At 63.5% G+C, this 24,301-nt stretch carries 22 protein-coding genes; 16 read left to right on the top strand and 6 right to left on the bottom strand.

Annotated elements, in window-relative coordinates:
• Nucleotides 1-29 precede the first annotated feature (29 nt).
• From clpB to cysG, 3 genes are all read right to left on the bottom strand, one after another.
• Nucleotides 30-2,612, bottom strand: a complete 2,583-nt coding sequence (gene clpB, locus NLI84_RS10215; protein ID WP_255989988.1) for an ATP-dependent chaperone ClpB — start codon at nt 2,610-2,612, stop codon at nt 30-32.
• A gap of 80 nt (nt 2,613-2,692) precedes the next feature.
• Complete coding sequence (locus NLI84_RS10220; RefSeq protein ID WP_255989989.1) at nt 2,693-3,988, bottom strand: GGDEF domain-containing protein; 1,296 nt, start codon at nt 3,986-3,988, stop codon at nt 2,693-2,695.
• A gap of 59 nt (nt 3,989-4,047) precedes the next feature.
• Nucleotides 4,048-5,463 carry a siroheme synthase CysG gene (cysG, locus tag NLI84_RS10225; RefSeq protein ID WP_255989990.1) on the bottom strand — a complete coding sequence of 472 codons (1,416 nt, stop codon included), beginning with the start codon at nt 5,461-5,463 and terminating at the stop codon, nt 4,048-4,050.
• Between the two features lie 92 nt (nt 5,464-5,555).
• On the opposite strand from cysG, the gene NLI84_RS10230 reads away from it, so the two are divergent.
• A complete protein-coding gene (locus tag NLI84_RS10230) occupies nt 5,556-5,861 on the top strand; it encodes a c-type cytochrome (RefSeq protein ID WP_255989991.1) in 306 nt (101 codons plus the stop codon).
• An 87-nt stretch (nt 5,862-5,948) separates the two neighbouring features.
• Nucleotides 5,949-6,611, top strand: coding sequence for a hypothetical protein (locus NLI84_RS10235; RefSeq protein WP_255989992.1), 663 nt, complete (start codon nt 5,949-5,951; stop codon nt 6,609-6,611).
• Between the two features lie 11 nt (nt 6,612-6,622).
• Here NLI84_RS10235 and NLI84_RS10240 read toward each other — a convergent pair whose 3' ends face one another.
• From NLI84_RS10240 to nadB, 3 genes are read right to left on the bottom strand one after another with little or no spacing between them, the layout of a single operon-like run.
• Nucleotides 6,623-7,786, bottom strand: coding sequence for an AAA family ATPase (locus tag NLI84_RS10240; protein WP_255989993.1), 1,164 nt, complete (start codon nt 7,784-7,786; stop codon nt 6,623-6,625).
• A gap of 2 nt (nt 7,787-7,788) precedes the next feature.
• Nucleotides 7,789-10,464 (bottom strand): DEAD/DEAH box helicase family protein, encoded by a 2,676-nt coding sequence (locus tag NLI84_RS10245; RefSeq protein ID WP_255990019.1) that lies wholly within the window; start codon nt 10,462-10,464, stop codon nt 7,789-7,791.
• A gap of 2 nt (nt 10,465-10,466) precedes the next feature.
• Nucleotides 10,467-12,047: an L-aspartate oxidase gene (gene nadB, locus NLI84_RS10250; protein ID WP_255989994.1), complete on the bottom strand. Its 1,581-nt coding sequence runs from the start codon at nt 12,045-12,047 to the stop codon at nt 10,467-10,469.
• A 144-nt stretch (nt 12,048-12,191) separates the two neighbouring features.
• Here nadB and rpoE point away from each other — a divergent pair, with 144 nt between their 5' ends.
• The 14 genes from rpoE to NLI84_RS10320 all read left to right on the top strand — a co-directional run bounded on the left by rpoE (nt 12,192) and on the right by NLI84_RS10320 (nt 24,277).
• The gene (gene rpoE, locus NLI84_RS10255; protein WP_255989995.1) at nt 12,192-12,830 is read left to right on the top strand and encodes an RNA polymerase sigma factor RpoE; all 639 of its coding nucleotides are present in this window, start codon (nt 12,192-12,194) and stop codon (nt 12,828-12,830) included.
• A gap of 27 nt (nt 12,831-12,857) precedes the next feature.
• Nucleotides 12,858-13,349 carry a sigma-E factor negative regulatory protein gene (locus NLI84_RS10260; RefSeq protein WP_255989996.1) on the top strand — a complete coding sequence of 164 codons (492 nt, stop codon included), beginning with the start codon at nt 12,858-12,860 and terminating at the stop codon, nt 13,347-13,349.
• Nucleotides 13,346-14,347 carry a MucB/RseB C-terminal domain-containing protein gene (locus NLI84_RS10265; RefSeq protein WP_255989997.1) on the top strand — a complete coding sequence of 334 codons (1,002 nt, stop codon included), beginning with the start codon at nt 13,346-13,348 and terminating at the stop codon, nt 14,345-14,347. The genes NLI84_RS10260 and NLI84_RS10265 overlap by 4 nt, the downstream gene beginning before the upstream one ends.
• Nucleotides 14,344-14,793, top strand: a complete 450-nt coding sequence (locus NLI84_RS10270) for a SoxR reducing system RseC family protein (protein WP_255989998.1) — start codon at nt 14,344-14,346, stop codon at nt 14,791-14,793. The genes NLI84_RS10265 and NLI84_RS10270 overlap by 4 nt, the downstream gene beginning before the upstream one ends.
• A 34-nt stretch (nt 14,794-14,827) precedes the next feature.
• Nucleotides 14,828-16,237: a DegQ family serine endoprotease gene (locus tag NLI84_RS10275; protein WP_255989999.1), complete on the top strand. Its 1,410-nt coding sequence runs from the start codon at nt 14,828-14,830 to the stop codon at nt 16,235-16,237.
• A complete protein-coding gene (locus NLI84_RS10280; RefSeq protein ID WP_373316934.1) occupies nt 16,234-16,479 on the top strand; it encodes a glutaredoxin family protein in 246 nt (81 codons plus the stop codon). Before NLI84_RS10275 ends, NLI84_RS10280 begins: the two co-directional genes overlap by 4 nt.
• 70 nt (nt 16,480-16,549) lie before the next feature.
• Entirely contained in the window at nt 16,550-18,343 is a 1,794-nt protein-coding gene (lepA, locus tag NLI84_RS10285; protein ID WP_255990000.1) for a translation elongation factor 4, read from the top strand.
• Nucleotides 18,344-18,361: 18 nt separating this feature from the next.
• Nucleotides 18,362-19,318: a signal peptidase I gene (gene lepB, locus NLI84_RS10290; protein WP_255990001.1), complete on the top strand. Its 957-nt coding sequence runs from the start codon at nt 18,362-18,364 to the stop codon at nt 19,316-19,318.
• A gap of 22 nt (nt 19,319-19,340) precedes the next feature.
• The gene (locus NLI84_RS10295) at nt 19,341-19,703 is read left to right on the top strand and encodes a DUF4845 domain-containing protein (protein WP_255990002.1); all 363 of its coding nucleotides are present in this window, start codon (nt 19,341-19,343) and stop codon (nt 19,701-19,703) included.
• A 26-nt stretch (nt 19,704-19,729) separates the two neighbouring features.
• Nucleotides 19,730-20,407 (top strand): ribonuclease III, encoded by a 678-nt coding sequence (rnc, locus tag NLI84_RS10300; RefSeq protein WP_255990021.1) that lies wholly within the window; start codon nt 19,730-19,732, stop codon nt 20,405-20,407.
• Nucleotides 20,408-20,429: 22 nt separating this feature from the next.
• Nucleotides 20,430-21,344 (top strand): GTPase Era, encoded by a 915-nt coding sequence (gene era, locus NLI84_RS10305; RefSeq protein WP_255990003.1) that lies wholly within the window; start codon nt 20,430-20,432, stop codon nt 21,342-21,344.
• A 6-nt stretch (nt 21,345-21,350) separates the two neighbouring features.
• The gene (recO, locus tag NLI84_RS10310) at nt 21,351-22,094 is read left to right on the top strand and encodes a DNA repair protein RecO (RefSeq protein WP_255990004.1); all 744 of its coding nucleotides are present in this window, start codon (nt 21,351-21,353) and stop codon (nt 22,092-22,094) included.
• Nucleotides 22,095-22,179: 85 nt separating this feature from the next.
• Complete coding sequence (locus tag NLI84_RS10315; RefSeq protein WP_255990005.1) at nt 22,180-22,557, top strand: SpoIIAA family protein; 378 nt, start codon at nt 22,180-22,182, stop codon at nt 22,555-22,557.
• A gap of 13 nt (nt 22,558-22,570) precedes the next feature.
• Entirely contained in the window at nt 22,571-24,277 is a 1,707-nt protein-coding gene (locus tag NLI84_RS10320; protein WP_255990006.1) for a cyclic-di-GMP receptor FimW-related protein, read from the top strand.
• The last annotated feature ends 24 nt before the right edge of the window (nt 24,278-24,301 follow it).

Genomic DNA, 24,301 nt, shown 5'->3' on the forward strand with positions numbered 1-24,301 from the left:
GGTGCACCGCACGGGCCCCCGGGTCGACGTCAGTGCTTCTGGAACACCAGCTTGCGCTCGACTACGTCGACTGCCACCACATCCTTGGCGCCGAACTCGCCGGCTAGGATGGCGCGGGCCAGCGGGTTCTCGATCTCGGTTTGGATCGCGCGCTTGAGTGGTCGTGCGCCGTAGACCGGATCGAAGCCGGCCTCGGCAACGAGATTGAGCGCGGCATCGCTTGCGGTAAAGCCGATCTCCAGCTGCGCCAGCCGTTTTTCCAGCCGCGATAGCTGGATGCGCGCGATATTGCGGATCGCGGCGGCATCGAGCGCGTGGAACACCACGATCTCGTCGATGCGGTTGACGAATTCGGGCCGGAAATGCGCCTTCACTTCGGCCAGGACCGCCAGCTTGGTCAGCTGGTAATCCTCGTCGGCCATCAGCTGGATCTGTGAACTGCCAAGGTTGGACGTCATCACGATCACCGTGTTGCGAAAATCCACGGTGCGGCCCTGGCCATCGGTGAGCCGGCCATCGTCGAGTACCTGCAACAGCACGTTGAACACGTCCGGATGCGCTTTTTCTACCTCGTCTAGCAGGATCACGCTGTAGGGTTTGCGGCGCACCGCCTCGGTCAAATAACCCCCTTCCTCGTAGCCGACGTAGCCGGGGGGCGCGCCGATCAGCCGGGCCACCGAGTGTTTCTCCATGAATTCGCTCATATCGAGGCGCACGATGTGCTCCTCGGTATCGAACAGGAACTCGGCCAGCGCCTTGGTCAGCTCGGTCTTGCCGACCCCGGTGGGGCCCAGGAACAAAAAGGAGCCGTAGGGCCGGTTCGGGTCCGCCAGGCCTGAGCGCGAGCGGCGGATGGCGTCGGACACCAGCCGCACTGCCTCGGCCTGGCCGACCACGCGGCGGTGCAGCGCATCCTCCATCTTCAAGAGCTTGTCGCGCTCACCCTGCATCATCTTGGAAACCGGAATGCCAGTGGCGCGGCTGACCACCTCGGCGATCTCGTCGGCGCCGACCTGGGTGCGCAGCAGCCGTGGTTTGGTCTCCGGGCCGGCTTCCTTGGCCTCGGCCGCCTTGAGCTTGGCTTCGAGCTGCGGCAACTGGCCGTATTGCAATTCGGACGCCTTGTCCCATTCGCCACGACGGCGGGCGGCATCCATCGCCATCTTCACCTGCTCGATTTCCTCGCGCACCGCTTGCGAGCCGAGCACGACGGCTTTCTCGGCCTTCCAGACCTCTTCGAGGTCCGAGTATTCCTGGGTCAACCGGGCGATTTCCTCTTCGATCAGGCCAAGGCGGCGCTGGCTGGCTTCGTCCTTTTCCTTCTTCACCGCCTCGCGCTCGATCTTCAGCTGGATCAGCCGGCGCTCGAGCTTGTCCATCGCCTCGGGCTTGGAGTCGATCTCCATCCTGATGCGGCTGGCCGCCTCGTCGATCAGGTCGATCGCCTTGTCCGGCAGGAAGCGGTCGGTGATGTAGCGGTGGGAGAGCTCGGCCGCGGCGACGATGGCCGGGTCGGTGATGTCGACGCCATGGTGGATTTCGTACTTCTCCTGCAACCCGCGCAGGATGGCGATGGTGCTCTCCACGCTGGGCTCGTCGACCAGCACCTTCTGGAAGCGGCGCTCCAGCGCGGCGTCCTTTTCGATGTATTTACGATACTCGTCGAGCGTGGTCGCGCCGATGCAATGCAATTCGCCGCGCGCCAGCGCGGGCTTGAGCATATTGCCGGCGTCGAGCGCACCTTCGGCCTTGCCGGCGCCGACCAGGGTGTGGATCTCGTCGATGAAGACGATGGTGTTGCCCTCGTCCTTGGCGAGCTCGCCCAGCACCGTTTTCAGCCGCTCCTCGAATTCGCCGCGATACTTGGCGCCGGCTAGGAGCGCGGCGAGATCGAGCGTCAGCACCCGCTTGGACTTGAGCGATTCGGGCACTTCGCCGTTGATGATGCGCTGCGCGAGGCCCTCGACGATGGCGGTCTTGCCCACGCCCGGCTCGCCGATCAGCACCGGGTTGTTCTTGGTGCGGCGTTGCAATACCTGAATGGCGCGACGGATCTCGTCGTCGCGGCCGATCACCGGGTCGAGCTTGCCGGCGCGGGCGCGCTCGGTGAGGTCGATGGTGTACTTGCCGAGCGCGCCGCGCTGCGATTCCGCCTCGGCACTTTGCACGCTGTCGCCGCCGCGCACCGCGTCGACGGCTGCTTCGATGGCGTCCTTCTTGCCGCCATGCTGCTTCAAGAGGCGGCCGGCCTCGCCTTTGTCGTCCATCAGTGCCAGGAGGAACAGATCGCTGGAAATGAAGGCGTCGCCGCGTTTGATCGCGGCCTTGTCGACCAGGTTGAGCAGGTTGGCGAGTTCCTTGGAGACCGTGATCTCGCCACCGGTGCCCTCGATCTTGGGCAGGCGGGCGATGGCATCCCTGAGCGCGTTCTGCAGCGGCACGACGTTGACGCCAGCACGCGCCAAGAGCGCAATGGCGCCGGAATCCGGATCGCCAAGCAGCGCAGTCAGCAGATGCTGGGGTTCGATGTAGGCATGATCGTTGCCGAGCGCGAGGCTCTGGGCATCGGCAAAGGCTTGCTGGAACTTGGTGGTGAGCTTGTCGAAACGCATGGCGGTTCACCTTGATATGGCTGTGGTTGCTCACTATCTGGGTGTGGCATCACGCTTTTCAAGCGGGCGAGGGGTGTTGCTCACGCGGCCGTTTCGACGCGATTGCGGCCGTTGCGCTTGGCGGCATACAGCGCTTCGTCGGCGCGCTTGAGGCAGTCGGCAATGGGTTCATCGCGCATCACCGTCACGCCAAAACTACAGGTGACCTCGATTTCCTTGTGCCAGGGGTGTTCCGCAAGCTGGCCACGGATCTTTTCAGCCAGCAACGAGGCCGCGGACAAGGAGGTATCGGGGCAGATGATGACGAATTCCTCGCCCCCCCAGCGCACCAGGTAGTCGCCATTGCGGATCTGGCTGCCGGTCTCGCGGGCGAACTGATTCAGGATCACGTCGCCGACATCGTGCCCGTGCGTATCGTTGATGGCCTTGAAATGATCGATGTCGGCGAAGATCACCGCCAGCGGGTGGCCGGACTGGCGGGCGAGTTCGGCTTCGCGAAACAGCTCGTCGCGGATGCCAGCGCGGTTGCGCACACCGGTCAGCGGATCGCGCTTGGCCATCTCGCCGATCACGCGGTTTTCCAGCTTGAGCGCGCGCGAGAGCGTGCGCAGCTCCTCTTCGCGACGGCGGCTGCGGCTGAGCCGCGCCCGCATCGCGCGCATGTCGAACAGCAGCGTGATAAAGCTCGCGCCGACCCACAACGCCAGCAGCACCAACGCCAGTTGCTCGCGCGACAGCCATTTGCCGTGCAGCTCCAGGTAATCGACACGCAGCGTATGCGGGCCCGGCTCTTTCAGGCCCGAGGTCGCGAGCTGGATTCGCGGCACGTGGCGCAGGTCCACCGCGGCGTGTTCTGGCGCGATGTCCTGGTTGGCGAGCCACCAGCTCGCCACGTTGAAGTTCTGTAGCGGGATCTCCAGTAACTGCCCGCCGGACTGGGGACGAAAGTTGATCTCGTTGATCTTCCAGCTGTCTTGCTTGCCGGCATCGGCATAGGCCGGATCGAAGTTGCGCAGGAACAGTCGCAGCTTGCGCGAGCCGGGGGCGCGGTAGTCGACGTGGAGCGAGATGCTGTCAAAGCGCGAGAGGTCGACCCCCTTTTCCGGCTCAGAGGCCAGCGTGATGCCGAGCTCACAGAATGGCCACTCGTAGCTGTCCGAGAGCTGGCAATCGACGAGGTAGGCGCCGCCTTGCCGCTTGAGCGTGGCGACCGATTGCCCGCCGTTGCTGCGATCGTCCGAGACCTCGACTGAATAACCGCTGTTGCCATCGATGCGCAATACCCGATTCATGCCGAAGTGCTGCCAGAGCAGCAGCACGGCACAGAGCACGACCAGGGCGGCGGAACCCATGCGGGAAAAGCTCGCAATGCGCATCTGGACTCCCGTTTGCAAACCGAGGGGTAGTGCCGAGTATAAATGACAAGTAACGCGTGTCAGGCGGTATGCCTGGGTGTAGCAGGCGCGACAGGTCCCCGCCAACCCAGTTTGTCGTGCAGCGTGACCACGCCGCCGATGATGATCAGCGCCGGCGGCTTGATGCCGGCTTCTTCGATCAGGCCGGGCAGCGTGGCGAGCGTGCCGATCACCGTGCGCTGTTCGGGTAGTGTGGCTTTTTCGATTACGGCGGCGGGTGTATCGGCAGCGCGGCCATGGGCGATCAGCTCGGCGCACAGGCGGGGGGCTTGAGCCACGCCCATATAGACCACGACGGTTTCGCCATCGCTCGTCAGCCGAGCCCAGTCCAGCTCAATCGCGTCGCCGCGCCGGTGGCCGGTGACGAAGGTGACCGACTGGGCGTAATCGCGGTGCGTGAGCGGGATGCCGGCGTAGCAAGAGGCGCCGGCGGCCGAGGTGATGCCGGGCACCACCTCGAAGTCGACACCGTGCGCGGCCAGCTCCTCGATCTCCTCGCCGCCGCGGCCGAAGATGAACGGGTCGCCCCCCTTGAGTCGCAGCACCGATTTGCCTTCTTGGGCTAGGCGCACCAGCAGCTGGTTGATTTCCTCCTGTGGCAGCGCATGATTGCTCGCCTTCTTGCCGACGTAGACCCGCTCGGCATCGCGCCGCACCAGCTCCATGATGGCGGGCGATACCAGGTTGTCGTACAGCACCACGTCGGCCTTCTGCATCAGCCGCAGCGCGCGAAAGGTCAAGAGATCCGGGTTGCCGGGCCCCGCGCCGACCAGGTAGACCGCGCCGCGTGCCAGCGCGCTATCGTCGCTGGCCGCGAGGGCGACTTCCAGCGCGGCGGTGGCGCCGGCCTCGTCGCCCGCCAGCGCTTTCTCGGCGGCCGGGCCATCGAGTGCGATCTCCCAGAAACGGCGGCGGGCGCGCTCGTCGGCGAATCGGGCCTTTACTCGCTCGCGCAAGGTGCCGGCCAGCCGCGCCAGCACGCCGTAGCCGTGAGGCAGCCAGGCCTCGATCCGCGCGCGCAGCTGCCGCGCCAAGACCGGCGCGTTGCCGCCGCTGGAAATCGCCAGCACCAGCGGGGAGCGATCGACGATGGCCGGGACGATGAAGCGGCAATGGGCAGGGGAGTCCACGGCGTTGACCAGCACGCCAGCCGCTTCGCCGGCGGCGTGGACCGCCGCGTTGACTTCGGTGTTGTCGGTGGCGGCGATGGCCAGCCGTTGGCCCGCGAGATCGCCGTCCCGCCAGTCGCGCGCAAGATGGGCGATGTCGCCCCGGCCGGCGCGTTCTGTCAGCGCGGTGCACAACGTCGGTGCGACGACGGTGACACGGGCACCGGCCTGCAGCAGCAGCGAGACCTTGCGTAGCGCCACTTCGCCACCGCCGACCACGAGGCAGGGCTGGGCATTGAGATCGAGAAAGATCGGAAAATAATCCATGTAGTCCGCGGCGTCTGACCGGCATCAAGTTGGCGGCGCAAGGCGCCGTGGCACAGTATGTCATTGTAAGGGGTGCAAGCGAGGAGGGGGTGATGCGGGTAATCTGGATGGGACTGAGCTGGCTGATGCTGGCAAGCGCCAGCGCGATGGCGGTGGAACCCGCCAAACTGGCGGCGCAGAAGGCCTGTATGGCCTGTCATGCGGCCAAGGCCAAGATCGTTGGCCCGGCCTACAGCGACATTGCCAAGCGCTACAAGGGCGATAAGGGTGCTGCCGCCCGCCTGACCGAGCGCATCCGTGCTGGCTCCAAGGGAAACTGGGGCGCGATGGCGATGCCGCCGCAGGCGGTGACACCGGAAGAAGCCAAGCTGCTGGCGCAGTGGGTGCTCAAGCAATAGTGCCGTCCGTCGGCGTACCGCGTGGCATTGGGGCACTCTGGCGGCGTGCGCCCGACCTAGATGGAGAGCCGAAGTCAGGAGCGCACCATGGCAGTCGACCCGATCTCTGCAGTGAACCGGCAACCGGACCGCGTGGCCGAGGTGCTGGATACCATCGAGCTGCAGCGGCTGGCCCGTATCGAGGCGCAGGCCCGTGCGCAACGGATCGACGAGATCGAACAGGCGCAGCAAGCCACTGCGACCGATCCTGCCGCGGCGACGCCTTCCGCCGATGAGGCTGTCGTGATCGAGCCGTTCCCGAATGCGCCGCTTCAGGATGAGCCAGTCCCGGACGACGCGCTTGCGGTGTCGACGCTGGCGTTTGCCCGCAGCCGCGGTGTGGCCGGGCTCAGCCCGGAAGCGCTCGCGCGGGAAAATGGCACCGTACCGCCGGAAACTGCACAGGCGCTTCTCGCACGGGCGGCGCTGAACGAAGTGGTGCAGCAGCAAACGGTGGTCACTGCGCCGCAGCCGGATCCGCTGGCGGCCGCGCTGCTGCACGATCGGCTGGATCAGGCGTCGACCCACATCCAGCCATTCATGGTGTATGGCGTGGCGGTCAATGGCAGCAATCCGGTGGTGACCCAGGTGGGTGTCGCGGTCGACCCGGTTGGTCCGGTCGATCCGACGCCGGCCGTGCCCAAGGTCGAGGCCGCGCTCGATACGCCGACCGACCCCTTGCGTATCCGCGATAGCTACCAGCGTCGTTAAACTGCTAGACCCTAGCGTTCAGGCCAGTACCAGGCGGGCCGTTCGAGGTCCGCCAGGCCGCTCACCACTGTCTGTCCCAGTTCCTTATCGAGGACCAGCGCGTTGCAGCCATCCTCACGGGTCAGCGTGGCGATCAGCCGCGCGGCATGCGACACCACGATAAGCTGCGTCTGCTCGGCACAGCCCGCGATCAGGCGGCCGAGCGCCGGCAGCAGATCGGGGTGCAAACTGGTTTCCGGCTCGTTGAGCACCAACAGTTGTGGCGGGCGCGGGGAGAGCAGGGCGGCGATCAGCAACAGGTAGCGCAATGTGCCGTCGGAGAGCTCGGCGGCGCGCAACGGCCGCAGCAGGCCGGGCTGTTGCATCGCCAGTACGAAGCGGCCGTCGATGTTCTCTATCGTCACCGCCGCTCCGGGAAAGGCGTCGGCTATGGCCGCAACCAGCGCCGCATCGTCACCGATCTCTAGGATGGTCTGCAGCGCGGCAGCGAGATCTGAGCCGTCGTCCGACAACACCGGCGTATGCGTGCCGAGTTGCGGCCGGCGGGCTGGCGCGTCGGCGTCGGTGCGCCAATGATCGTAGAAGCGCCAATTACGCACCGTCTCGCGCAGGCGTAACACTTCCGGCGCCGATTGCGGATCGGCGCAGTAGGTTAGCATGCTGTCGAATAACGGAACCTCGCGATGCAGCACCCGCCAGTCGCGACCATCACGCAGCTTCACCACGTGGTTGTTCCGCTCGACCAACGCACTTGCCGGCCGGTAGAACGCGCCCGCCCAGATCGCTTCGCGCTTGATCTGCGGATCGCTGGAAAACATGGTGGACGGGATCGGTGGCGGCAGGCCGAGGTCGATCGCGTAGCCATAATCCTCGCCGGCAAAGCCCAGCCGCAGGCTCACCGGCTCCTGCCGCACGGAACCTTGCACCGGCACCTCGCCACGCTGCATCGCCCGGCTGATGGTTTCCGGGCCCGCCCACAAGGTCGATTCCAGCCCGCCTTCGTGCGCCAGTGCCCGCACCACACCGCCTTGCGCGGTCTGGGCCAGGAGTCGCAGCGCCCGATACACGCTGGATTTGCCGCTGCCGTTGGCGCCGGTGATCACGTTGAGCCGACCCAGCGGCAGGATCAGGTTGCGCAAGGAGCGGTAGTTGGCGATGGCGAGCGTGCTGAGCATGGCTATTGCCAGCGATCCTGGCGGCGGGGGCGCGGCGCCATGGCATTGGCAAAGGCATGGCTGCGGGCATAAAGCAGGCGCTTGCGTCCTTCCGGGCCACGGGCGTGGATCAATTCACCGGGCGACACCCGTCGCTGCCAGTGCCGCAGCAGAACCTCCGCATGCTCCTTGCGCGCGCCGAGCGACGCGGGAATGGCGTGAAAATCGCTTTGCCCGGTCCTAAGGCCCCGGCCGTGACGGGTAATCAGGTAGCGCGGGCTGGCCAGCGGCGACAGCAGTTGCTCAAGGTTGTCGGCAAACAGTGCCTGCTCGTAAAAGCTGCCTCGGGTGAGCGCTGCATAGACGATGCCGCTGTCGCTGTAGGTGGCCAGCGGATACTCGGCGGGGCCGCCCGCCAGCTGGCCGCACTCACACATTGCATCCCGCAGCGCCTGTGCGATCTGGGCAACGCTGCCATCGATGGGCAGATGGCGCCACCACAGCATGGCCGCCTTGGCCAGCCTGGGCAGCACGAAACACGATCCCGTCGCTGCGCCCAGTAGCAGAAACAGGCCTGGGGCCAGATTGCCGCTAAACACGCTGCCCACCAGCGAGAAATACACGATGACGGCGGCGATCACCACCGCTTGCAGCAACAGGTAGCTTAGGGTACGGAAGAACCAGACCGGCGCCAGCCTTGGCGGCGAGCCGGTTTCCAGCGTGGGAATGATGCGTGCCACTTCACCGGTGCTGATGGCCTGATCCCAGCGCGACTTCAGATGATCGATCTGTTGCAGTCGCTTGAGCATGGCCTGATTGCTGTCGCGCTCGGCCTTGAACCGCGGCAGGTCCAGCCGGGCCAGCCCACTCTCGATGACCGGTTTGCTTTGATGCAGGCCCACGAAGGTGGAAAAACGCGATGCCAGCTCGTCTTGATCGAATTGTCCAGATGCCAGATGCGGCTCCATCGCGACGATGTGCCAGATGCTGGCGACCTTTTCCGGCTGCTCGCGATCGATGCGGATGGCGCGGCCGCGCATTTGGTTGGTCAACATGAACGAGCCGGCAAAACTGGCAAGAATCAGCGAATTGACTGCGGGCGCGTCCCAGCCTTCGCCCAGCAGCGAGCGCGTGCCGACCAGCGTGCGGATATGGCCGGCCTGCAACAACACGGTCAATGCCTGAACCAGTTGCGCATGGTCGCCGTCCAGGCGCACGTACGCTGAAGTTGGCGACAACGGGGTGGCGGTGTAGCGCGGCGCGGGGTTGAGCGTGGCCAGCACGGGCAACAGGTGGCCGGAGACGATGACCAGTCTGCCTGTCAGCAGGGCCAGATCGGTGGCATCTGTCTGGGCGGCCAGGTGGTGAAACACCGGCCAGGCGCCCAGCGGCGGAGTGTCGCCGTGAACGCCGTCGCGGATGAAATCGGTCAGGATCACTTGCCGCAGCTGATCGCCGCGTAACTGGCGTTCGGCGCGATGGATCTCTAGGCAAGCGCCGATCTTGGCCGAGCTCAAGGTCAGGTGGGCCTTGACGAGGCGCGATTGCAACAGGCGCAACTCCTGGCGCCACAGCAGCTGTTCCGCGCGCATCCGGCTGGCCAGCGTCTTGCGATGGGACTGGCCTGCATCGTCCAGCAGCCAGTCCTTGTCGAACAGATAGGCTTTGAGCAAGCACTGCCAGCCGGCTCTATCCAGTGGCGGCAAGTCTGCCGGGGTGAAATCGAGCGTGTGCATCAGGCTGATCGGTAGTTCCCGATTGCGCAGCACCAAATAACTCAGCAGCGCGACGCCGAGTTCAGGCTCGTCGAGCATCGCGTCTTCGTCCACGATGGTGGCGGTCAGCCAGGGGTGCTGCAGCACGCCGTGCAGCAGCACGTCATCCAACGCCAGCGTGTCGAGCAGTGTCTGCACCGCTGCTTCGTACGCGCGTACCTGCGCCGTTTCGGTGAGATGTGGCCGCACCGTCCACACATAGTCTTGGTGTGGGCAGAGCGTGCCGGCCTTGACGAGCTCGGGTACTGAAATCTCTTCGTCTATGGTGCCGCACAGCTGGCGGTAGCGTTCCCACTCGGGGCCGATCGCATCGTAGGGCGGGGTCGCGGTCAGCGAGACCACGGTGAGGCCGGGTAACGATTCGACCAGCTGGCTCAAGGCCTTCCACCACTGCGCGCGCAAGTGGTGTGCCTCGTCCAGCAACAGCGTGCGGATGCCGGCGGCGTGCAGTTGTGGTACCAGGCTGGCGATCTCGTCGCCGGACAGCGCGTCGTCGGCTTGCTCGACCTCTTCCTCGGCATCCGCCGGTGCTGCGGCTTCGGCCTGCCGGTGACGGGTGTGCAGCGCCTGGTAGGTGATGGAGGTTACCAGCCCGGGCGCGTCCAGATCGTTGCTGCGCCAATCCGGCAGCGGTGCGCCTGCCGGCAGGAAATCCGCCAGGCGGCTCAGCCACTGGTCGCGGATGGTGCGGGTCGGGGACAGGATCAGCGTTGGCTTGCCGAGCCGGCGCATCACCTCCAGGCCGAGGGTGGTCTTGCCGGAGCCTGGCGCAGCCACCACGTGCAGCCGGTCGTCGCTCAGATGGCGATCCACGGCGTCGAGGATGCGTTGCTGATAGGGTCGCCAGCTGTGGCGAAAGTGCAGCGCCTTCAAACCGGCGGTGGCGAGCCCGGGCTGTTCGGCAGCAACGGAATCGGCCGTCATTGTCACGGCGCGAGCACCGTGGGCGTGGCCTGCTGCAGCATGCCTGGGTAATCGCGGCTGTAATGCAGGCCTCGGCTTTCCTTGCGGGCAAGCGCGCAGCGCACGATGAGCTCGGCGGTGGTGACGAGGTTGCGCAGCTCGATCAGATCATTGGCGACGCGGAAATTGCTGTAGTACTCGTCGATCTCGCCCTGCAGCAGCGTGATGCGATGCAGCGCGCGCTCCAGCCGCTTGTTGGTGCGTACGATGCCGACGTAATCCCACATGAAGCGGCGCAATTCGTCCCAGTTGTGCGAGATCACCACCTCTTCATCTGGGTCGGTGACTTGGCTTTCATCCCATTCCGGCACTTGCGGCAACGCAATCGGGCCGGCATCCAGGATGGCTTGCGCCGTCGCCTTGCCCAGCACCATGCATTCGAGCAGCGAATTGCTGGCGAGCCGGTTGGCGCCGTGCAGCCCGGTGCAGGCCACTTCGCCGACGCCATAGAGGCCGGCGACATCGGTCTGCCCCTTAAGGTCGACCACGAGGCCACCGCAGGTGTAGTGCGCGGCCGGCACCACCGGGATCGGCTCCTTGGTGATGTCGATGCCTAGTTCCAGGCAGCGCTGGTAGATGGTCGGGAAGTGCTCTTTCACGAAGCGCGCGGGTTTGTAGCTGATATCCAGGTAGACGCAGTCGTAGCCGCCCTTCTTCATCTCGAAGTCGATGGCGCGGGCGACCACGTCGCGCGGCGCGAGCTCGGCGCGCTCGTCATGTTGCGGCATAAAGCGCGTGCCATCGGGCAGGCGCAGGATGCCGCCTTCGCCGCGCACCGCCTCGGTGATCAAAAAGGACTTGGCGTCCGGGTGGTAGAGGCAGGTGGGGTGGAACTGGATGAACTCCATGTTCGAGACCCGGCAGCCGGCGCGCCAACCCATGGCGATGCCATCGCCCGTGGCGACGTCCGGATTGCTGGTGTAGAGGTAGACCTTGCCAGCGCCACCCGTAGCCAGCACCGTGTGGCTGGCGAGCACCGTTTCGACGCGGTCGGTGTCGATGTCGTAGACGTAGGCGCCCCAGGCGCGCTCGCCATCCCGGCCCAGCTTGCGGTCGGTGATCAGGTCGAGCGCGATATGGTTTTCCAGCACCGTGATGTTGGGATGCGCCGCCACCTTGAGTGCCAGCGTGTCGATGACGGCAGCGCCGGTGGCGTCGGCCGCGTGGATGATACGACGGTGGCTGTGGCCGCCTTCACGCGTGAGATGGAAGCCCTGATAGCTGGTTTCCCCCGAATCGTCGCGGGTGAAGGGAACTCCCATCGCGATCAGCCAGTCGATGGCATCTTTCGAGTGCTCGACGATATAGCGGGTGGCTGCCGGATCGCACAGCCCGGCGCCGGCGACGAAGGTATCCTTGATATGCAGCTCGATGCTGTCCTGCCCGTCCAGCACCGCGGCGATGCCGCCCTGGGCCCAGCCGCTGCCGCCATCGCGCAGCTGGCGCTTGGTGACGAGGCCGACGCGGAGCCGGTCCGCCAGATTGAGCGCGATGGTCATGCCTCCGAGACCACTGCCGATGATCAGGACGTCGAATTGCTGCATGGCTTGTTCATATTCACTGGTGGATGCACTGGCGAGCGAATATAACAGAGCGGTTGTCGGCTGCGTGCCTGCCACCGATCGCCACTTGCAATTCGCGGCAGACCACCCAACTTCAAACAGAATGACGATAAGAGAGCCCGCCCGATGCGGGCCGAGCCACGGAGCGACGCATTGGAGAAACGCACCGAACGGGAGATCGACCAGGAGCTGGTCTCCCGCGCCCAGACTGGGGACAAGCGTGCCTTCGAGCTGCTGGTCGCCAAATACCAGCGCCGCATCGCGCGGCTGCTGTCCCGCCTGATCCGCGATCCGGCGGAAATCGAGGATGTGACCCAGGAGGCCTTTATCAAGGCCTATCGCGCGTTGCCGTCATTTCGCGGCGAATCCGCCTTTTACACCTGGCTCTATCGCATCGCGATCAATACCGCCAAAAATTACCTCGCTTCCCTTGGGCGCAGGCCGCAACTTTCCGCCGACTTCGAGGACGAAGAGGGCGACGTGCTCGATCCTTCGTCCCAGGTGCCGGACTACCACACGCCGGAGTCTGAACTTGCCAATCGCGAGATTGTCAGAACCGTGAACGAAGTCGTCGATACCTTGCCTGACGAGTTGCGTACCGCGATCACCTTGCGCGAAATGGAAGGCTTGTCATACGAAGAGATCGCAGGCGTCATGAATTGCCCGATTGGTACAGTGCGGTCACGAATCTTTCGCGCCCGTGAGGCGATTTCGGCAAAATTGAAGCCATTGCTCGACTCGGTCGGCAAAGACCGGCGTTGGTAGGCCGGAACGATAAGAGGGTTTTCCACCATGAAAGAGCAGTTGTCTGCACTGATCGACAACGAGCTGGACGGGCATGACTGCGACGCCCTGCTGTCCCATCTTGCCGCGGACCCCGACCTTCGGGTTGAATGGCAGGATTGGCATCTGGTCGGCGATGCCATGCAGGCGCACCCGCTGCTGTCCCCCGATTTCATGAAGCGTTTCTCAGAGCGTCTGGCCGCCGAGCCCATCGTGCTGGTGCCGCATAAGAAACGTTCGCTGCTCAAGCGCGCGTTGCTACCCTTGTCGGCAGCGGCGTCGGTCGCCTTGGTCAGCGTCGTCGGCTGGCAGGCTTACTACGGCGCCTACCGGGCTGACCCGCAAGCGGTACCTGCCACTACGCTGGCCACGGCCGACGGCGGGCTCGATGTGATGCGCATGCAGGATTACGTCGCCGCCCACCGCCATGACTCGGGCGGGCCGTTTGATGGCCGCGAGCTGATGCAAGCCTCCTACGATCCGGCCCCAAGCGCTCAATGAGAATTGCACACGTCTGTTCGCTGGCCAGTGCCGCATTGCTGACCAGTGCCGCCCTGCTGGCCGCCGATCCGCACCCCTTGCTCAGCCATGCAGAGGCGGGGCAACTGGTGCACAAGGTGGCGAACGCACCGCGTACCACCAGTTACCACGGCATCTATGTGCACCAGTTCGGCGACCGTTTTGAAACCGTGCGCGTGGTGCATGCCGCCGACGGCGGCAAGGATATCGAACGACGCGAGACGCTGGACGGCCCGCAGCTGGAGCTGCTGCGCGAAGGCGAGAAGGTCGGCTTGTTCCTGCCCGAGGATACCTACCCGCCGGCGCTCGATCGCCGGCTGATGTCCAAGTTGTTCCCGCGGCAATGGCCTGAACAATCAACGCAGATGCTGACCGGATATCAAGTCCGGCGCGTTGGCAGTGCCCGCGTGGCGGGCGTGCCGGCCGACATCTACGAGTTTGAGCCACGCGATCGCTTCCGCTATCCGCATCGCTACTGGATACACCCGGAAACGGGGCTGATGCTCAAATCGGTGATGGTCGACGATCGCAAGCAACTGGTCGAATTATTCGCGTTTTCGCAGATCCAGATCGGCGGGACCATCGACAAGAAGCTGCTCAAGCCCAACCACACCTTGCGCACGCTGCCGATCGAGAACGGCGATGGCGAGGCTGTACGGTTGCGTGATCCCGATTGGGAGGTGAAATCGACGCCGGCCGGTTTTCGGCTGATCAAGGCCAAGCGCAGCCTGTGGTCCAAGAGCCGCCCGGTCACCCACCATCTGTACAGCGATGGTCTCGTGACCGTCTCGGTATTCATCGAACCGATGACCCGCGCGATGCAGCCGGTATTGCAGCAACAGGGTGGAATCAATTTTTTCAGCCGCCCGCTGGGCTCGTCCGTGCTGACCGTCGTGGGCCAGGTACCGGCTGAAACCGTACAGATGCTCAGCAACGCCTACGTGCCGCGGGAAGCGGCAGAGGATGTGGAGCCGCAATGACAGGCTGGATCGTGACCGAGGCCAAGGTGCAGGCCCGTGAAGGGGATACCGTCCTGGTTGCGCTCAGACCGCACAGCCCCTGTGGCCATTGCGAACCGCAAACCGGTTGTCGTGCGCTCGCGCTGTCGCGCGCATTTGCCCATCCCCAGCGGCTGTTTCGGTGTCACTCCAGCTCGGCATGTGCCGGTGATGCAGTGCGGCTTGCCATCCCTGATGGCACGCTCTGGCGCGCCGCCTGGTGGGCCTACGGCGTACCGACGCTGGCACTGCTGCTGGGCGCCGCCGCTGGCGAGTATCTGGCCCCAAGGGCCTGGCAGCCCTGGTCTGCTGTTTCATTCGCCTTGCTTGCGTTGGCGCTGGCCTCGCTAGGCTGGCGCAGGCGCTGGCCCACGGCACGAGTCCTGCTCGCCGATCAGGCTGAATGCCAGGCGGCAAGCTCACCTTGAATTTGTCCCTAGCCCAACCACAACCATGGAACCTATGTCGATCAAAGCCTGCTTGTTGACCGGTGTTCTGGCGTTGGCCGCCAGCGCAACCCTTGCCGCGCCTGTCGCGGCGCTTCCTGATTTCACCCAGCTCGTCGAGAAGGAAGGACGGGCGGTGGTCAATATCTCGACCACCGGCACCGTGCGCGAGGATGGGCCGGAGGCCGGTGGTCTCGATGAGGACACGCTCAACCTGTTCCGCCGCTTCGGCTTTCCGATCCCGCCGATGGGGCCGCAGGGGCCGCGCGAGCGGCAGACCCAGTCGCTGGGTTCGGGCTTCATCATCGATAGCGGCGGCTACGTGCTGACCAATGCGCACGTGATCGCCGAAGCCGACGAGATCAAGGTCAAGCTGGGCGACAAGCGCGAGTTCAAGGCCACCGTCGTTGGCTCGGACGCGCGCACCGATGTGGCGCTGCTGAAGATCGAGGCGAGCAACCTGCCCAAGGTGGACCTGGGCGATTCCGAGCAATTGAAAGTGGGCGAATGGGTAGTCGCGATCGGCTCGCCGTTCGGCCTGGACAATACGGTGACGGCGGGCATTGTCTCGGCCAAGGGCCGCAGCCTGCCCGACGAGGCCTACGTGCCTTTTATCCAGACCGATGTGGCGATCAACCCGGGCAACTCGGGTGGCCCGCTCTTCAATATGAAGGGCGAGGTGGTCGGCATCAATTCGCAGATCTATAGCCGCTCGGGTGGCTTCATGGGGCTGTCGTTCTCGATTCCCATCGATGTGGCGCTCAAGGTGTCCGAGCAGCTGAAGACACACGGCAAGGTCTCGCGCGGCAAGATCGGTGTCGCCATCCAGGAAGTGAATGAGGAACTGGCCAAGGGCTTTGGCTTGGCTAAGGCGAACGGCGCCCTGGTGTCGTCGGTGGAGAAAGACGGCCCCGCCGACAAGGCTGGCGTGAAGCCGGGCGACATCATTCAGAAGTTCAACGGCCAGAGCGTGGTGACCAGCTCCGACCTGCCGCGTCTTGTCACCGAAATGAAACCAGGTGCCGTGGCCAAGGTGACCGTGTGGCGCGAAAAATCGGCGCGTGAGTTGGCGGTGACCGTGGGCGAGATGGACCAGGCCGATCGGGCCAGCGCCGGCCGCGAGTATCGCGGCGGCAAGAAGGAAGAGAGCAATCGCTTCGGCCTGTCGGTGCGTGAGCTCAACGCACGCCAGCTCAAGGAACTGGGCGTGAAGTTTGGCCTTGGTGTGGTCGGGGCCAACGGTGCCGCGGCGCGCGCCGGCATCATGCAAGGTGACGTGATCGTTGGCATCGGGGGCGCGGAACTGAGCAGCTCGGATCAGTTGAAGAAGGCGCTCGACGCGCTCAAGCCCGGCCAGACCTTGGCGCTGCGCGTATTGCGTCAGGGCGGATCGCTATTCGTTTCGCTGAAGGCGCTGGACAAGTGATTGCGCTGACGCTGTATGGCCGCGAGTATTGCGGCCTGTGCCTGACCATGCGCGACCAGCTGGCGGAACTCGCACCGGCGCGCGGCTTTTCCGTGCGCTGGGTCGATGTCGATGACGATCCGTTGCTGGAGGCGCGCTTTGACGAGCTGGTGCCAGTGCTGGCCGACCCAGACGACGTGGAAATCTGCCATTACCACCTCGATCTTGCCGCGCTGGATGAATGCCTGGCGAAATTCCGCTAGAATCGCGCATTAACCAAAAGCAGCAAGGGCACGCGTTGCGTGCCCTTTTTACTGGATTGACCGGCCGTTCATGAAGCACATTCGCAATTTCTCCATCATCGCCCACATCGACCACGGCAAGAGCACGCTGGCCGACCGTTTCATCCAGTACTGCGGCGGGCTGGAACTGCGCGAGATGAGCGCGCAGGTGCTCGATTCGATGGATATCGAAAAAGAGCGCGGCATCACCATCAAGGCGCAGACCGCGGCGCTGACCTACAAGGCGCGCGATGGCCAGATCTACAACCTGAACCTGATCGACACCCCGGGCCACGTTGACTTCAGCTATGAAGTGAGCCGCTCGCTGTCGGCGTGCGAAGGTGCGCTCCTGGTGGTCGACGCCTCGCAAGGCGTCGAGGCGCAGACGGTGGCCAATTGCTACACCGCGATCGAGCTCGGCGTCGAAGTACGGCCGGTGCTGAACAAGATCGATCTGCCGGCGGCCGAGCCCGAGCGCGTGGCGCAGGAAATCGAGGAAATCATCGGCATTGAAGCGGCGGACGCCGTGCGCGCTTCGGCCAAGAGCGGAATCGGTATCGAAGACATCCTGGAAGAAGTCGTCAGCAAGATTCCACCGCCCAGCGGCAATCCCGATGGCCCGTTGAAGGCACTGATCGTTGATTCCTGGTTCGACAACTATGTCGGCGTGGTGATGCTGGTGCGCGTGGTCGACGGCGAGATCCGGCCCAAGGACAAGATACAGTTCATGGCGACCAAGGCGCAGCATCTGTGCGAGCAGGTCGGCGTGTTCACGCCGAAGTCGCTGCAGCGCGAGGTGTTGCGCGCCGGTGAAGTGGGTTTCATCATCGCCGGCATCAAGGAGCTGGCCAGCGCCAAGGTCGGCGACACTATCACGCTGGCCAAGACGCCGGCGACCGAGCCCTTGCCCGGCTTCAAGGAAGTGAAGTCACAGGTGTTCGCAGGCCTCTATCCGGTGGAAAGCCACGACTACGAGTCGCTGCGCGATTCGCTGACCAAGCTCAAGCTGAATGACGCTGCACTGCAGTTCGAACCCGAAGTGTCGCAGGCGCTGGGCTTTGGTTTCCGTTGTGGCTTCCTTGGCCTGTTGCACCTCGAAATCGTGCAGGAGCGGCTCGAGCGCGAGTTTGACATGGACCTCATCACCACGGCGCCGACCGTGGTCTACGAGTTGGTGATGAAGGGCGGCGAAGTCACGCATATCGAGAATCCGTCCAAGCTGCCGGAACCCGGCAAATACGAGGAAATCCGCGAGCCCATCATCACCGCGACCATCTTGATGCCGCAGGAATACGTCGGCGCAGTGATGACGCTGTGCAACCAGAAGCGTGGCGCGCAACGCAACATGCAGTACATGGGCCGGCAGGTGATGCTGACCTACGACATGCCGATGGCCGAAGTGGTGATGGATTTCTTCGACAAGCTCAAATCGGTGTCGCGCGGCTATGCCTCGCTCGATTACGAGTTCAAGGAGTTCCAGGCAGCGGATCTCGTCAAGGTCGACGTGCTGGTGAACGGCGAAAAGGTCGATGCGCTTTCGCTGATCATCCACCGCTCGACCAGCGTCTATCGTGGCCGCGAACTGGTATCTAAGATGCGCGAGCTGATCCCGCGGCAGATGTACGAAGTGGCGGTGCAGGCCGCCATTGGCGGCACCATCATCGCCCGCGAAAACGTGAAGGCGATGCGCAAGGACGTGCTGGCCAAGTGCTACGGCGGCGATATCACCCGCAAGAAGAAGCTCTTGGAAAAGCAGAAGGCTGGCAAGAAGCGGATGAAGCAGGTCGGCAATGTGGAAATCCCGCAGGAGGCCTTCCTCGCCATTCTGCAGGTCAGCGACAAATAAACATAACAAGGAAACCGCATGAACTGGCAACTGATCGGCGCCGTACTGGCTGTGCTTGGCGTCGTCCTCTCGGTGGTCGGCGCCAAGCATGAACGCAAGGGCGACGAGCCGCCGCAACTGGTGCAGTACGGTTATCTTGCCGTCATCGTCGGCGTATTCATCCTGCTGGTGAACTTCTTCTCGATTGCCGCCGCGATGCTGATTTTTGTCTTGGTCACCGGCGTGATCTGGGCGGTGGACAAGTTCGTGCTCGCCAAGAAGCGCCAGGGCGCACGGCCGAGCGACTGGGTCGAGTATGGTCGCGGTTTCTTCCCGGTGATCCTAGTGGTGTTCCTGCTGCGCTCCTTCCTGGTCGAGCCCTACCAGATCCCCTCATCATCGATGCGGCCGGGCCTCGTGGTCGGCGATTTCATCCTGGTGAACAAGTTCGCCTACGGTATTCGCACCCCCATCATCAACAATGTGCTGATCCCGGTGGGCGCGCCGCAGCATGGCGACGTGATGGTGTTCAACTATCCGGAAAACCCGGCGATCAACTACATCAAGCGGGTGGTCGGCTTGCCCGGCGACACCATTGAATACCGCGACAAGAAGCTGACCGTGAACGGCAAGCTCGTCACCGCCGAGGTGGTGGGGCCGGACGAATATGCCGAAGGCTTTGCCAATATGGATGTGTTGCGTGTGCGTGAAGCGACAGCGACCAAACAGTACGATACGTTTGTCGTGCCGGATCGCCCCTGGATCGACCAATCCCAGGTGCGCAACTTCCCCGGGCGCGAATACTGCCGCTATGATGACAGCGGCTTTGTCTGTCAGGTTCCAGCGGGCCACTACTTCATGATGGGTGACAATCGGGACCATAGTGCCGACAGCCGTTACTGGGGCTTTGTGCCGGATGAATACGTGGTGGGCCGCGCATTCTTTGTCTGGTTCAATTACAAGCAATTGGGTCGTATCGGCACTGCAATACGCTGAACGGCATAAGGGAGAACAGGATATGCGTGCGCAGAAGGGTTTGTCTTTCGTCGGTTTCATCATCATCGCCATCGTGGTGGCGCTGGTGTTGATCACCGGCTTCAAGGTGGTGCCGGCCTATGTTGAATACTTTGGCGTGAAGAAAGCGTTGAAGTCCGTGGTTCAGGAGCACGCGAACAGCAATCGTGCCGCGATACTTGAAGCCTTTTCCAAACAGGCCACAATAGGCTATATCACGTCGGTTCAACCGCAGGATATCGTCATTTTGCAAGCGGGTGGCAAAACGACGCTCAGTGCCAATTACGAAAAGGTCGTCCCCTTGGTTGGCAATATCAGCCTACTGCTCGATTTCGAAGCCGAAGCCTCTTCGAGCACGATAGAGTGAGCATTGTTCTGCCAGCCGAGCGCCTGATGCAGGTGCTCGGCTATGTCTTTTCCGACACCCGGCTTGCGCGACAGGCGCTGACGCACCGCAGTCATTCCAGTACCCATAACGAACGCCTCGAGTTCGTCGGCGACAGCGTGCTCAATGCCGTCGTCGCCCGTGCGCTGTTCCTGGCGTTTCCGCAATTGACCGAGGGCGAGCTGTCGCGTTTGCGGGCCAGCCTCGTCTGTCAGGAGGCATTGGCCGAAGTGGCCAATGAGTTGCAACTCGGCGATTATCTTTCGCTGGGTGAGGGCGAGTTAAAGAGTGGCGGGCACCGTCGCCCATCCATTCTGGCCGACGCGCTGGAGGCGGTGTTCGGCGCCGTCTGGTTCGATGGTGGATTCGACGCCGCCCAAGGTGTGGTCGAGCGGCTGTTTTCGCCGCGTATCGCGGCCATCGATCCGGAGCGTGCGCTCAAGGACGCCAAGACCGCCTTGCAGGAGTGGCTGCAGGCGCGTCGTGTCGCGCTGCCGCAGTACCTGTTGCTGCGACAGGAGGGGGATTCCCCCAACCAATCGTTTGAGGTGGCGTGCAAGGTCGAGCCGCTCGCCATCGAAACCCGTGCCACGGGCGCCAGCCGGCGCGTGGCCGAGCAAGCCGCCGCCGCCGAGGCGCTCGGTACCTTGAAAGATCGTTACCCGGGCAAGGCCAAGCTGTTCTGAGCCTGCCTGACTAGGAAGTTCCATGTCTGAAGAAATCGCCGCCGGCTATCGCTGCGGCTTCGTTGCCATTGTTGGCCGTCCCAATGTCGGCAAGTCGACGCTGCTCAATCATCTGATCGGCCTCAAGCTCAGCATCACCTCGCGCAAGGCGCAGACCACGCGTCACCGGATCACGGGCGTGCTGACGACGGAGGCTACGCAGTTCGTGTTCGTCGATACGCCTGGTTTCCAGACCCGGCACCGCAATGCGCTGAACCTTGCGATGAACCGCAACGTCACGACGACGCTGGCCGATGTCGACGTGATCCTGTTCGTCGTCGAAGCAGGGCGCTTTGGCGCCGACGACGAAGCGGTGCTCAAGCTGTTGCCTCCAGGTCGTCCGGTACTGCTCGTGATCAACAAGGTTGATACCTTGGCCGACAAGGCTGCCTTGCTGCCCTTTATCGAAAAGGTTTCCGCCGTGCGCGACTTCACCGCCATCGTGCCGGTTTCGGCGCAGAAGGCACAGAAACTCGACGTGCTGCTCGCCGCCGTGCAGCCTTTGTTGCCCGAATCGGTGCCGCTCTATGCCGAGGACCAGGTCACCGATCGCAACGAGCGTTTCCTCGCCGCCGAAATCGTGCGCGAGAAGATCTTCCGCTTGATGGGCGATGAATTGCCGTATGCGATGACGGTCGAGATCGAGAAGTTCGACGAAGAAGAAACCAGGGATGGGCGCGAATTGCGTCGCATCTTTGCCGCCGTACTGGTCGATCGCGATAGCCAGAAGGCGATGCTGATCGGCAAGAATGGCGAGAAACTCAAGCGCATCAGCACCGATGCGCGGCTCGACATGGAAAAACTGTTCGAGGCCAAGGTCTACCTCGAAGTCTGGGTCAAGGTAAAGAGCGGCTGGGCCGACGACACGCGCGTCTTGCGGCAGCAAGGTTTCGAATAAGGCGCCATGGTCGAGCCGCGCAAACCGCGCCGCAAGGCGAGCGCCGATACCCCGCGGGTCGACGCCCAGCCGGTGTTCGTGCTGCACCAGCACGCGTGGCGCGAGACCAGCCGCCTGCTCGACGTGTTCTCGCGTGACCACGGCCGGCTCTCCATCGTGGCACGCGGCGCACAGCGACCCGGGTCGCAAGCACGTGCCGTGCTGCTGGGTTTTCAGCCGCTGTTGCTGTCGTGGTTTGGCGGCGGCGAAGTCCGCACGCTGCATGCGGCGGAATGGCAGGGCGGCATCCCCCAGCTGGCTGGGCAGTCCCTGTTATGTGGCTTCTACCTGAATGAGCTCATGCTGCGCCTGCTGCCACGCGAGGTGCCGCAGCCACGGCTCTTCGCCGCCTATTTCGATGCTATCCGGGCGCTGGCGATGTTGCCGCGCGATGCGGGCTCAATGCTCGAGCCCATATTGCGTCGTTTCGAACTCGTACTGCTCGCCGAGCTCGGGTACGCACCCGATTGGCGCCACACTGCCCGTGGCCAGCCGATTGAGCCTGAGCTTGCCTATCGCTTCGTGCCAGGCTCAGGGCTGGAGCCGGCACCGGATGGCGTTGCAGGCAGCGTGCTGCTGGCCTTGGCCGGCGAGCCCACTGAAACCATGCTGACCCAGAGCAAGGGTTTGATGCGGCAGCTGATAGGCAGCCTGGTCGGTATGCCCCCCTTGCATACACGGCAATTGCTGATCGATCTGCAGCGCCTTTAACCGCTGAAAGGGTATTGACGGTACTGCCGCGCCGGGCAGCGACGAGCTATGCTGACAAACTAGCCCTGTCGAGTCGGAGGCCATCATGATCAGCATTACCCACGAGCAGCACTACGTGCATGCCGCGGTGATCGGCGAGTTCACCATTGCGGATTTCCGCGAGTTCGCACAGGACGTGCTGTATGAAATACGCTTCCATGGACACGCCAATCTATTGTTCGATCTGACGGAGATGATAAGCTATACGCTAGACATGGCCGTCGAGGAGGTCCGATTCACCCGCGAGCACAAGCGGGATTTCGGACGCGTTGCCGTGGTGACCGACGATCAGTGGGTCACCTGGTCCGCCTGGTTGAACCAGCTGCTTTCCGACGGCGAAATCGAGCTTTTCCCCAATGTGGATGCTGCGAGGGATTGGCTTACACAGGATGGCACGGCGACACAGGCGCCGGCTTCGATATAGAAGAACGATAACGATGCGCGAACTCATCAGCAACCTGTTGGCACGCGAGAAATCCCCGCTGCTCAACCCCAAGACCGCCCAGGCCTGGTGTAAGCGTATCGAGAATCTGGATCCCCAAACCCAGCTCGAAAGGATAGCCGAGGTGATGAGCAAGCACCTCGAACAATCCCGCGCGCCCGACTTTGATACGCTGCAGGCGCTGGTCGCCGTCGACAACGCGGCACAAGTGCCGTTCGACGCCATGTGCTACCAGTACGTGTCCAACCCGCGCATGGCCAAGGACATGGAGCAGCGGCTGTGGAAGGACATCGTCGGCTATTCGCAGCGCATGATCGAAAGCTATCAGCGTTTCATCGAGCATGAAGGTGAAGAAGTCCTCCGTACCGCGGGCTTTGCCGAGCAAATGCCGTTGGTGCTGGCGCGCAGCCTGCACTACATCGCGCTGCAGGCCAAGTGGCACTACTTTCGCTTCGAGAAGGCGCCCGGCAAGCTGTGGACGCTGGCGCACCGGTTTTACCGGCTGTCCGAGGTCGAGGGCTTCGACAGCAATCCCTTCCCGCTTTATCCCGGTCGCGAACGCCTGATCACCTCGTGTGCCGACGAATATATCCAGCTCTTGATGCTGGCCACGCTGTCGGCCAACAATTTGTCGGTACGGCAGCTTGACTGGGTCGACCAATGGCTCGATCAGTGGTCCAAGCTGGTGCAGCTCAACCGGCGCCACCAGGAAGAGCGCGATCATTTTTGCGTGAACCTGCAGCAGTCGCAGGGCCCGCAGAAAATTCAGCCCGAATCGCAGGGTGAACCGTTCCGCTACTGGAGCCTATTCGATCTGCTGCATGAGGTGCAGGACACCCTGAAGAAGCTGGAAGGCGGAACTTCGCCAACTGACCTGGGTTTGGGCAACGAATGCAGGACACCGACAGCGCTTGAGCTCCTCAAGCACGTGGATGTGTTCTGGACGATGGCGGTCGGCAATGCCCAGGTCCAGCGCAGCGCACGGCATGACGTCAAAAAGGTCGCGGAAGTGATCCACGGGCTGGATGCCATCTGCCTGCGGGTACGCGCGGACAATGAAAAATACACGCGCCAGCCGACCGAAACGCGCGCCCAGGTCGATTACGACGAATTGATGGACATGCGGCTATATGGTTTTGTCTCGTCGCGTACCCGTTCCAAGCTGGCCCAGGCACCTGGCCAGACGCTGGCGCACAAGCTGCCCGAGACGCAGACCTGGTTGATGGAGAACGAATCGGAGGGCGGGTTTGGCGCCACCTTGCGCTATTCAGAAAACCAGTGGATACGCCCTGGCGTCATGCTCGGCGTAAAACTGAACAATGCCGAAAACTGGCAAGTCTGCATGGTGCGCAGATTGGAGCGGCGCAGAACGGATGAGGTCTACGCCGGCATCCAGATCCTCTCGAGCACGCCCGTCGCCGTCAATGTCGAAGTCCAGGGGGGCAAGCATGAGGCGATGGCGGTGGCCGAGTATTCGGAGTTCGACGGTTCCGAGCTTGCCCATGCCAAGCTCGCGCTCTATCTGCCTTACCGCAATGCGCAGGGCGCCAATGTGAATACGCTGATCCTGCATGCGTCTGACTATGTCAGCGATCGGGTCTACAAGGTGCAGGCGCGCGATCGCAGTTTCAACGTCACCGTGAACGCGGTGATGGAAAAAGGGGTCGACTGGATCTGGGCCACCCTGCAAGTGATACGTTGAGTCACAGCCACAAACGACAACAGC

This window comes from Chitinolyticbacter albus, from assembly GCF_024437655.1.
In the GTDB taxonomy this organism is placed as follows: domain Bacteria; phylum Pseudomonadota; class Gammaproteobacteria; order Burkholderiales; family Chitinibacteraceae; genus Chitinolyticbacter; species Chitinolyticbacter albus.

What these genes read in the sequence shown, in the direction of transcription:
- NLI84_RS10320 (WP_255990006.1), top strand. Translation starts at nt 22,571, where the DNA reads ATGCGCGAACTCATCAGCAACCTGTTGGCACGCGAGAAATCCCCGCTG.
- nadB (WP_255989994.1), bottom strand. Translation starts at nt 12,047, where the DNA reads ATGCAGCAATTCGACGTCCTGATCATCGGCAGTGGTCTCGGAGGCATG.
- NLI84_RS10270 (WP_255989998.1), top strand. Translation starts at nt 14,344, where the DNA reads ATGACAGGCTGGATCGTGACCGAGGCCAAGGTGCAGGCCCGTGAAGGG.
- NLI84_RS10220 (WP_255989989.1), bottom strand. Translation starts at nt 3,988, where the DNA reads ATGCGCATTGCGAGCTTTTCCCGCATGGGTTCCGCCGCCCTGGTCGTG.
- NLI84_RS10260 (WP_255989996.1), top strand. Translation starts at nt 12,858, where the DNA reads ATGAAAGAGCAGTTGTCTGCACTGATCGACAACGAGCTGGACGGGCAT.
- NLI84_RS10295 (WP_255990002.1), top strand. Translation starts at nt 19,341, where the DNA reads ATGCGTGCGCAGAAGGGTTTGTCTTTCGTCGGTTTCATCATCATCGCC.
- clpB (WP_255989988.1), bottom strand. Translation starts at nt 2,612, where the DNA reads ATGCGTTTCGACAAGCTCACCACCAAGTTCCAGCAAGCCTTTGCCGAT.
- lepA (WP_255990000.1), top strand. Translation starts at nt 16,550, where the DNA reads ATGAAGCACATTCGCAATTTCTCCATCATCGCCCACATCGACCACGGC.
- recO (WP_255990004.1), top strand. Translation starts at nt 21,351, where the DNA reads ATGGTCGAGCCGCGCAAACCGCGCCGCAAGGCGAGCGCCGATACCCCG.
- era (WP_255990003.1), top strand. Translation starts at nt 20,430, where the DNA reads ATGTCTGAAGAAATCGCCGCCGGCTATCGCTGCGGCTTCGTTGCCATT.
- NLI84_RS10265 (WP_255989997.1), top strand. Translation starts at nt 13,346, where the DNA reads ATGAGAATTGCACACGTCTGTTCGCTGGCCAGTGCCGCATTGCTGACC.
- NLI84_RS10315 (WP_255990005.1), top strand. Translation starts at nt 22,180, where the DNA reads ATGATCAGCATTACCCACGAGCAGCACTACGTGCATGCCGCGGTGATC.
- cysG (WP_255989990.1), bottom strand. Translation starts at nt 5,463, where the DNA reads ATGGATTATTTTCCGATCTTTCTCGATCTCAATGCCCAGCCCTGCCTC.
- NLI84_RS10275 (WP_255989999.1), top strand. Translation starts at nt 14,828, where the DNA reads ATGTCGATCAAAGCCTGCTTGTTGACCGGTGTTCTGGCGTTGGCCGCC.
- NLI84_RS10245 (WP_255990019.1), bottom strand. Translation starts at nt 10,464, where the DNA reads ATGACGGCCGATTCCGTTGCTGCCGAACAGCCCGGGCTCGCCACCGCC.
- lepB (WP_255990001.1), top strand. Translation starts at nt 18,362, where the DNA reads ATGAACTGGCAACTGATCGGCGCCGTACTGGCTGTGCTTGGCGTCGTC.
- rpoE (WP_255989995.1), top strand. Translation starts at nt 12,192, where the DNA reads ATGCGGGCCGAGCCACGGAGCGACGCATTGGAGAAACGCACCGAACGG.
- NLI84_RS10230 (WP_255989991.1), top strand. Translation starts at nt 5,556, where the DNA reads ATGCGGGTAATCTGGATGGGACTGAGCTGGCTGATGCTGGCAAGCGCC.
- NLI84_RS10235 (WP_255989992.1), top strand. Translation starts at nt 5,949, where the DNA reads ATGGCAGTCGACCCGATCTCTGCAGTGAACCGGCAACCGGACCGCGTG.
- rnc (WP_255990021.1), top strand. Translation starts at nt 19,730, where the DNA reads ATGCAGGTGCTCGGCTATGTCTTTTCCGACACCCGGCTTGCGCGACAG.
- NLI84_RS10240 (WP_255989993.1), bottom strand. Translation starts at nt 7,786, where the DNA reads ATGCTCAGCACGCTCGCCATCGCCAACTACCGCTCCTTGCGCAACCTG.